The organism is Bradyrhizobium sp. ORS 375 (assembly GCF_000239775.1).
Classification (GTDB): domain Bacteria; phylum Pseudomonadota; class Alphaproteobacteria; order Rhizobiales; family Xanthobacteraceae; genus Bradyrhizobium.
This window is the reverse complement of the sequence record NZ_CAFI01000315.1, coordinates 1-6948: the sequence shown is the minus strand read 5'-3', so window position 1 is coordinate 6948 and position 6948 is coordinate 1. Positions and strand designations below refer to the sequence as shown.

The following is a 6948-nucleotide window of genomic DNA, read 5'->3' as shown; positions in this document are numbered from 1 at the left end:
CGCCGCCGCAGCGTCGGCAGCGATGACCCGCGCCGGCGGCCGGCGCTGGTCCAGCTCAATGGCGTGACCTCGACCATCTTCACGGGGATCGGACGCAGTCCGGTCCCCGTTCTGCTGCCGTTCGACACGGCAGCCTATCTGAACGCGCGCCGTCGCGGCGCGATCGATCCGCAGGCGCTGCCGCGCTACCAGGCCGACTTCCAGACCGATCTGTTCGACGCCGGTCCCTCCGGCTACGACGCGGTGTTCTCGCTTGGCCCCGAGGTGACCTCCGGCCTGCCCTCACGAATCTTCGCCAGGCTGGTCGAGGTCCAGATCACCGGCTCGAGCATCACCTACGACCTTGCCGATCCCGCCGGCGGCAAGGGCGAGAGCGTCAAGGCGTTGTCGGCGCAATATCCCGACCTGCGCCGCTTCATCCGCGAGGGCTATGTCCGCTACGCCTTCACCCGCTTCGGCGTGCCCTATGTGGTCTCGATCCAGTGCCTCGACAGCGCGCCGCGGCCGAAGCGCCTGGCCTGCCGCGAGGCTTATCCGATCGCCGAGCGCTTCCTGAGGGCGCTGCGGGTCACCGGTGGCCAGCCGTCCCGCAGCGCGCCGGAGATCACGCCGGTCGCCGCCGAGCGGCCTGCGGTGTTCGATGCTGATTTCACCTATCGCCCGGTCGGCGACATCGTCATGAACTCGGGCGCGCGCGGCCAGGGCGGCCGCGCCGACCGCACGGCATATTCGCAGATCCGCTTTCCGCTCGATGCGCCGGCCTATGTGCATTCGCAATCATTCGGCCGCCGGCGCGCCAGCGACAAGTTCGACCAGCCCTGGAGCCAATATCCCTGGCGGGACAGTTTCTGCGAGGCGCGCGACTTCAACGTCGGCCAATGCGCCAGCGGCTTGGGTCACCAGGGCCAGGATCTCCGGCCCGGCGCCTGTCCGCTCCGCCGCGACGGCCCCGACGGTTGCGATCCGCGGCAGCAGCGCGTGCTCGCGGTGCGTGACGGCGTCGTGATCCGCAGCGCGAAGCAGCAGGGCGCCATCATCCAGGTCAACACCGGCACCGAGCACATCCGCTTCCGCTACATGCACATGAACCCGAGCGCGATGGACGATGACGGCCTGCTCAACGGCAGAGCCTTGCGCGAGGGCGAGCCGATCGGCGTGGTCTCGAACTATCTCGACCATCCCAACGGCACCACGCGCCACCTGCATTTCGACGTCCAGCTGTTCACCCGCGACGGCTGGATCTGGGTCAATCCCTACACGACCCTGATCGCGGCCTATGAGCGCCTGATCGGCGGCCGCGGCCGCGAGATCGGGCTGGAAATGGCGGCGTCACCGCCCCCGGCCGCCACCGGAACGATCAGCACGCCCGCGCAAGGTCCGTCCCTGCTCGGCCCGGCCGCCGATGCCGCCGCAGGACGCGACCGGAACTGATTGCGCACACGGCCAAGCCTGCCGGAACCGACCTCCCCGGCTGCGGGTTATCGCCCCCATGGAGGACGACGGATGGCGACAGGCACGCCTCACCACCGAACCGGACTGGCGCTGGTCTCAGCAGCGATCGCGCTGATCTGCATGGGCGCGCTCACCGTGCTGGTGCGCGACCGCTGGAATCCGCCCGAGATCAAATCCGCCGAGGCCGCCCGCCACTCCACCACCGGCCAGGTCGCCCGCGCCGCCGGCGCCCGCGTGATGCCGACCGATCCCAGCCTCGCCGTCGAGCCGAAACCCGAGGGCCCGAAGCGCGCCCAGCCAGCGAATCCGTTCTGAGCAGGCGACGGAGCACGCCGCAAGACGAGCGCTCAGCCGTTCGCGCGCCTCCTCACGCCGACCACTTGTCCTCCTCCCGCCGATGCTCCTCGGCGTTGAGGCGCTCGGCGATTTCATGCGCCATCGCTTCGGTATCGGTGCGCGCGATCGGCTTGCCGTCCTGGCACCTCACGCGGTCCTTGTCCGCTTCCAAAGGGAAATCGTCCGGCTTCAGCGGCTCGTTCGGCTCGGCCATGTGCGCCTCCTTGTTTGAAGACACAACTCATGCGGCTTCGCGGCGGTTCCCGACTGTTCAGCTGCCGGCGCGCACCGGCCGCTCCGCCGGGGTCCAGCGAAAGGCGACGCCATAGCGGTTCCAGAGATTGATCACGCCGATCGCCGAGGTCAGAAACACCAGTTCCGTCTCGGAGAATTCGGCACGCGCCTGGTCATAGACCTCGTCGCTGACGCCGCCCTCCAGCTTCGTCAGTGCCTCGGTGAAGGCCAGCGCGGCGCGCTCGCGGCTCGTGAATTGCGGCGCCTCGCGCCAGACCACGACGAGATTGATCCTGTCGGCGGACACGCCGAGCTTCTCGGCCATCAGGATGTGATGCTGCACGCAGAACGCACAGCCGTTGATCTGCGACGCGCGGATCTTCACGAGCTCGAGCAGCTGCTTGTCGAGCCCGGCCTTGGCCGCCTGCTGGCTGACCGCAAGGATCGCCTCGTAGAGCTCCGGCGCCTGCCGCCTGAAATCGGGGTACTCGCTGCGCGCATGTGACATGGTTCGCCTCTTGTGTTATCAGAGCTATGATAAGTTATCAGGGCACTGACGATATGCGCAAGAGACCGGCTTTATCACCATCGCGAAAGCAGGCGCCGACGGAGCGTGCGGTTGCGCCGCCGCGCCCGCCGGCCCCCGGCGAGGGCAAGCGCGGGCAGGACGGACATCTCGCTTATCTGCTGCGCCAGGCCCAGGCGGCGGCGCGGCTGTCGCTGGAGCGGGCGCTCGCCTCGACCGGCCTGACCCACCCGCAGTTCGTGGTGCTGACGATGCTGAAGGCCTATCCGGGCCTGTCGGGAGCCGACTGCGCACGGGTGGCGCTGCTGACGCCACAGACCGTGAACGTGATCATCGGCAATCTCGAGCGCGATGGCGCCATCGAGCGGACGCCGCATCCGGTTCACGGCCGAGTGCTGCAGTGGACGCTGACCCGGCACGGACTTGGTCTGCTGGCCAAGGCGCGGCGGCGGGCGACCGCGCTGGAACGGCGGCTCGCCCTCGGCCTGGGGCGGCGGGACCTCGCGGTGATCCGCCGCTGGCTGGCTGGCGTCGCGGCGGATCTGCACGGCGCCTGACCGGTTCCCGCGGCATGCCGGCCTTTGCCGCACAGGCCCCTGAGCGGCTAGACTAGGGGTCATGACCCAGCCCGATTCCACCTCCCGCCGCGCCCTGCTCCGCTCCGGCCTCGGCGTCGCGGCGCTTCTCGCCCCCGCCTGGCCCGCAGCGGCCGCGCCGGCGGAGTTCGATGCCTGGCGCGACGGCTTCCGCGGCCGGGCGCTCGCCAAGGGCATCTCGCCGGCGACCTGGAACCGGGTGATGGCGCGGCTCGAGCCGGACATGACCGTGTTCAAGGAGCTGCGCAATCAGCCCGAGTTCAAGGAGCAGCTCTGGCAGTACATCAACCGTCGCGTCTCCGATTGGCGCGTCATCAACGGCAAGGCGGCGCTGCAGAAGAACGAGGCGCTGTTCGCGCGGATCGAGAAGGACTTTGGCGTCGAGCGCGGCACGCTGCTGGCGCTGTGGGGCGTCGAGTCGGCCTATGGCGATCCTCTCGTGCAGCAGAACCACATGCGGCCGGTGTTCCCGGCGCTTGCTGCGCTCGCCTGGAACGAGCCGCGCCGCAAGGCCTATTGGGAGACCGAGCTCACCAACGCGCTGAAAATCGTCGACCGCGGCTGGAGCACGCCGGAGGAAATGCGCGGCTCCTGGGCGGGCGCGATGGGTCACACGCAATGGATGCCCGAGGTGTGGCTCAACGTCGGCTTCGACTATGATGGCGACGGCAAGATCAACCCGTTCGGCCGTCCCGACGACGCGCTCGGCTCGACCGCGCGCTACCTCGTCAACCGCGGCAAGTATCATCGCGGCGAGCATTGGGGCTGGGAGGTCCGCGCGCCCGGCAACATCTCGGGCAGCAGGACCTATGCGGCCTGGCAGGCCGCCGGCGTCAACCGCGCCGACGGCGAGCCCTTCCCGCAGCCGAACGCGTCAGCGCAGCTCTGGATTCCGGTCGACGGCGGCCCCGCCTTTCTGCTGGGACCGAACTTCTACTCGGTGAAGTCCTACAATCCGGCGATGAGCTACGCGCTCGCGATCTGCCATCTCGGCGACCGCATTTTGGGAAGCCCGCCGTTCCTGCAGCCGTTCCCCGGCTCGGAGCGGGCGCTGACGCTCGCCGAAGTCCAGGAGATGCAGAAGCGCCTGACGGCGGCCGGGTTCGACACCGGCGGCACCGACGGCCGCGTCGGCAACGACACCATGAAGGCGATCCGCGATTTTCAGGCGAAGGCGGGGATCACGCCGGCCGACGGCTATGGCGGGCTCAAGGTGCTGGCGAAGCTGCGGCAAGGCGGCTAGGCGGCCATCCGGGCCGCACTCTCCAAAGGCGGTTTGATCGAGTCTATCTCATCTCGCGTCATTGCGAGCGCAGCGAAGCAATCCAGGATGGCGTGCGGGACTCTGGATTGCTTCGCAGCGCTCGCAATGACGGAGAGAGGTTGCCAATCCCGCGTCCCCCTGCATCGTGATCACGGCTTGCTCGCAGCCTCGCGGTGTCCCCTCGGCGCCCTCGCTCGCGGCTGCGGACTGCTCGCCACCTTCACCCGGATGCGCACCGAGCCCCCGCCTTTCGACTGCTCCTCGATGTCGAAGCCGCCGGTCTTGCGCACGAGATCGCTGAGCTTGCGGCAGCCATAGCTGCGCGGATCGAAGTCGGAGACAAGGTTCGACAGCTGCTTGCCGACCTCGCCGAGCGCGACCCAGCCGTCCTCGCTCTCCATCTGCGTGATGACCTTCTTGATCATCGGCGTCGCGGCGCTGATCGGCAGCAGCGGCTTCGGCGCCGCCGCGCTGTCCGCATCCTTGCTCACCGCGTCGCTGCGCAGATTCTCCGTGTAGATGAACCTGCGGCAGGCCTGCCGAAAACTCTCCGGCGTCTTCTGCTCGCCGAAGCCGAACACGTCGATGCCCTGCTCGCGGATGCGCGCGGCGAGCCGGGTGAAATCGCTGTCCGACGACACCAGGCAGAAGCCGTCGAACCGGCCGCTGTGCAGGAGGTCCATGGCGTCGATCACCAGCGTGATGTCGGAGGCGTTCTTGCCCGTGGTGTAGGCGAACTGCTGCTGCGGCACGATCGCGTGGCGCGCCAGCGTATCGGCCCAGGGCTTCGAGCGCGGACTGGAGAAGTCGCCATAGATCCGGCGCACGCTCGCCTCGCCGATCTTGGCGATCTCCTCGAACAGCCCGTCCACGATCTTGGCCGAGGCATTGTCGGCGTCGATCAGCACGGCAAGGCGCGGCGAGCGGGGTTCGGAAGGCATTGAATGTCCTCGAGGGTGACGTGAGTCTGGTTCCTTATACCCCGCACGGAGAGGTTCAGCCGACAAAGTTCGTGGCCGGCGCCAAGGATTGGCAAGCCGTGCGGCGCAGGTCTCTTGTGAACTGCCGGTCACAACTATTCGTATACGAATAAATTCGCGGTTCCGCCGCCGTTCCGGGGAGGACTTTCACCGTCCCTTAATTTGCGATGCACAAGCATACCGCGACCGTTCGACGGGGCCCGTCCGCCATGATCAAAGAAGGTACCTACTCCGCTTGGTTCAAGACCCCGAGGGGCCAGGGAACCGGGATCGTGCAGCTCGCCGCGGGCAAGGTCTGCGGCGGCGATGGCGCGTTGAGCTACTTCGGGACCTACGAGGCCGATGGTGATCGCTTCACGGCGGTCATCAAGACCAAACGGCACGCGCCGGGACAACCGTCGCTGTTCGGGCCGGACGAGCTGACGCTCACCCTGGAAGGCTGCTGCCGAACCGCTCCCCTCACGTGCTCCGGCCGGGCAGCCGAAGCGCCCGACGTGCCCTTCGAGGCCATCCTGCTGTACTCCTCGCCGGACAACGCCCCTCCGCCGGCTCCTCGCCCGGTCCCGAAATTCAATCCCGAGCAGTTGCCGAAGCCGATCTGGCGCTGAGCCCAGCCGTCTCCACATCGTCGTCGAGCGGAACTCGCTCAAGTGAGCCGCTGCTCCGCCACAATCTGGACAGGTGGAAATGTCACGCAATCGACGACGTCGAATACGACAGAGAAATGTCGGTCGAACGCGCCGGCGAAAGCCATTGCATCATCGCGGCAAACATCCATGATTCGCGTCCCCAGCGTGCAGTGAGGCGTCCAAGCGCCGGGGCGGTAGTGCTCTCGGCAGTATGCCGGGTCGATCGCCGCCGCGAGGGCGGCGTGCCATTGCGATAGAGTCTCATCCGGCTCAGGCTCGGCCCATAACACGAACCGCGGATGCGCGAACCACGCGATTCGTTTGAACCGAATCTTCAGCGCTCCGCGCCCCCTCACCATCTCGCGCATGACCGGCCATGCGGCCGCTGCGTCGATGTCCGGCGCGTCATAGATCGCGAACGTGACATGCGGCCGATAGCCGAGCTCACGCATCGAGGGTCTGTCCTCGAATGCCGCGATCTCATCCCACAGCTGTTCAATCTCACCTGCAGAAGCATGGTCAGAACGGATGTTGAGCGCGATGGCCATCGCGCGGCTCCCCAATTGCATTGTCACGCCGATATTGCATAGCCCACCTTTGCGAAATCCGCTCGCGCAATCAGACGGATGATCAGAGTCGCCGCTGACTACGAATTTTTGGCTTGCTTTTCTTCCGAAAATCGGAAATAACATCCGGGTCCTGTCCTCGTGAGAGGGACGCTTCGCGATCGTCACGAACGTGGAGGATGGGATGCGGTGGCCGCGATCTTGCTGCAGCGTGCTTGGCGCGCGGACGAACAGCAGCTTGCGGACGTGAAATCGCGTGGTCCTGGCGCCCCGAAGCTGGCGCCAAGCTTTCGGGTGATGATGAGCCCGAAGGCGACGGTGGCTATCAAGCCGGACACCGGGGAGATCGCGTATAAGCGTGAAGC

The 6948-nt window shown here is 67.3% G+C and carries 9 protein-coding genes; 5 read left to right on the top strand and 4 right to left on the bottom strand.

What is annotated here, in order from left to right:
- A partial coding sequence (locus tag BRAO375_RS23145) for a M23 family metallopeptidase (protein ID WP_244423247.1) occupies nucleotides 1–1431 on the top strand: 1431 nt, incomplete at its 5' end.
- Between the two features lie 72 nt (nucleotides 1432–1503).
- Entirely contained in the window at nucleotides 1504–1767 is a 264-nt protein-coding gene (locus BRAO375_RS23140) for a hypothetical protein (RefSeq protein ID WP_009029878.1), read from the top strand.
- A 52-nt stretch (nucleotides 1768–1819) separates the two neighbouring features.
- Here the strand turns inward: BRAO375_RS23140 and BRAO375_RS23135 are convergent, their stop codons facing one another.
- Entirely contained in the window at nucleotides 1820–2002 is a 183-nt protein-coding gene (locus BRAO375_RS23135) for a hypothetical protein (RefSeq protein ID WP_009029877.1), read from the bottom strand.
- 57 nt (nucleotides 2003–2059) lie between these two features.
- Complete coding sequence (locus BRAO375_RS23130) at nucleotides 2060–2530, bottom strand: carboxymuconolactone decarboxylase family protein (RefSeq protein ID WP_009029876.1); 471 nt, start codon at nucleotides 2528–2530, stop codon at nucleotides 2060–2062.
- 53 nt (nucleotides 2531–2583) lie between these two features.
- On the opposite strand from BRAO375_RS23130, the gene BRAO375_RS23125 reads away from it, so the two are divergent.
- Nucleotides 2584–3105: a MarR family winged helix-turn-helix transcriptional regulator gene (locus BRAO375_RS23125; protein ID WP_009029875.1), complete on the top strand. Its 522-nt coding sequence runs from the start codon at nucleotides 2584–2586 to the stop codon at nucleotides 3103–3105.
- Between the two features lie 61 nt (nucleotides 3106–3166).
- Nucleotides 3167–4387: a lytic murein transglycosylase gene (locus BRAO375_RS23120; protein WP_009029874.1), complete on the top strand. Its 1221-nt coding sequence runs from the start codon at nucleotides 3167–3169 to the stop codon at nucleotides 4385–4387.
- 170 nt (nucleotides 4388–4557) lie between these two features.
- Here BRAO375_RS23120 and BRAO375_RS23115 read toward each other — a convergent pair whose 3' ends face one another.
- Nucleotides 4558–5349 carry an NYN domain-containing protein gene (locus BRAO375_RS23115; protein ID WP_009029873.1) on the bottom strand — a complete coding sequence of 264 codons (792 nt, stop codon included), beginning with the start codon at nucleotides 5347–5349 and terminating at the stop codon, nucleotides 4558–4560.
- Between the two features lie 248 nt (nucleotides 5350–5597).
- Between BRAO375_RS23115 and BRAO375_RS23110 the strand changes: the two genes are divergently transcribed.
- Nucleotides 5598–5996, top strand: a complete 399-nt coding sequence (locus tag BRAO375_RS23110) for a hypothetical protein (protein WP_009029872.1) — start codon at nucleotides 5598–5600, stop codon at nucleotides 5994–5996.
- 38 nt (nucleotides 5997–6034) lie between these two features.
- Here BRAO375_RS23110 and BRAO375_RS23105 read toward each other — a convergent pair whose 3' ends face one another.
- Complete coding sequence (locus BRAO375_RS23105) at nucleotides 6035–6565, bottom strand: 2'-5' RNA ligase family protein (protein WP_009029871.1); 531 nt, start codon at nucleotides 6563–6565, stop codon at nucleotides 6035–6037.
- Between the last annotated feature and the right edge of the window lie 383 nt (nucleotides 6566–6948).

Bases quoted from the DNA above. Each gene is read 5' to 3' on its own strand.
- BRAO375_RS23125 (WP_009029875.1), top strand. From the start codon at position 2,584: ATGCGCAAGAGACCGGCTTTATCACCATCGCGAAAGCAGGCGCCGACG.
- BRAO375_RS23105 (WP_009029871.1), bottom strand. From the start codon at position 6,565: ATGGCCATCGCGCTCAACATCCGTTCTGACCATGCTTCTGCAGGTGAG.
- BRAO375_RS23130 (WP_009029876.1), bottom strand. From the start codon at position 2,530: ATGTCACATGCGCGCAGCGAGTACCCCGATTTCAGGCGGCAGGCGCCG.
- BRAO375_RS23135 (WP_009029877.1), bottom strand. From the start codon at position 2,002: ATGGCCGAGCCGAACGAGCCGCTGAAGCCGGACGATTTCCCTTTGGAA.
- BRAO375_RS23120 (WP_009029874.1), top strand. From the start codon at position 3,167: ATGACCCAGCCCGATTCCACCTCCCGCCGCGCCCTGCTCCGCTCCGGC.
- BRAO375_RS23140 (WP_009029878.1), top strand. From the start codon at position 1,504: ATGGCGACAGGCACGCCTCACCACCGAACCGGACTGGCGCTGGTCTCA.
- BRAO375_RS23110 (WP_009029872.1), top strand. From the start codon at position 5,598: ATGATCAAAGAAGGTACCTACTCCGCTTGGTTCAAGACCCCGAGGGGC.
- BRAO375_RS23115 (WP_009029873.1), bottom strand. From the start codon at position 5,349: ATGCCTTCCGAACCCCGCTCGCCGCGCCTTGCCGTGCTGATCGACGCC.